The sequence below is a fragment of the Bradyrhizobium sp. Kon58 genome (assembly GCF_055807455.1).
In genome coordinates, this window is record NZ_JBVVOT010000410.1 from 1 (window position 1) to 277 (window position 277).

General features: G+C 63.2%; 1 protein-coding gene. It reads right to left on the reverse strand.

Annotated elements, in window-relative coordinates:
• Positions 1-277, reverse strand: a 277-nt coding sequence (locus tag AC0L20_RS40960) for an AMP-binding protein (protein ID WP_473295819.1), incomplete at both ends; no start/stop codon positions are given.

Genomic DNA, 277 nt, shown 5'->3' on the forward strand with positions numbered 1-277 from the left:
CCAGCGCTGCCTGGGTCTGCGCGGTATTGAGCATGGCGCAGATCCCTCCGAGCTTGGTCACGGCCAGTACGGTCAGCAGCAACTCCGGGCGATTTTCGATGAACAGTGCCACCACTTCACCCTTGCCGATGCCCTGATCCTGCAGGTAATGGGCGATGCGATTGGCACGCCGATTGGCGTCGTGGTAGCTGATCACGCTGTCGCCATAGAGCAAGGCGGCCCCGTGCGGGTTGCGCAGCGTGGCTTGCTCGAAGTGCCAGCCAAGGCCACAGGGTTG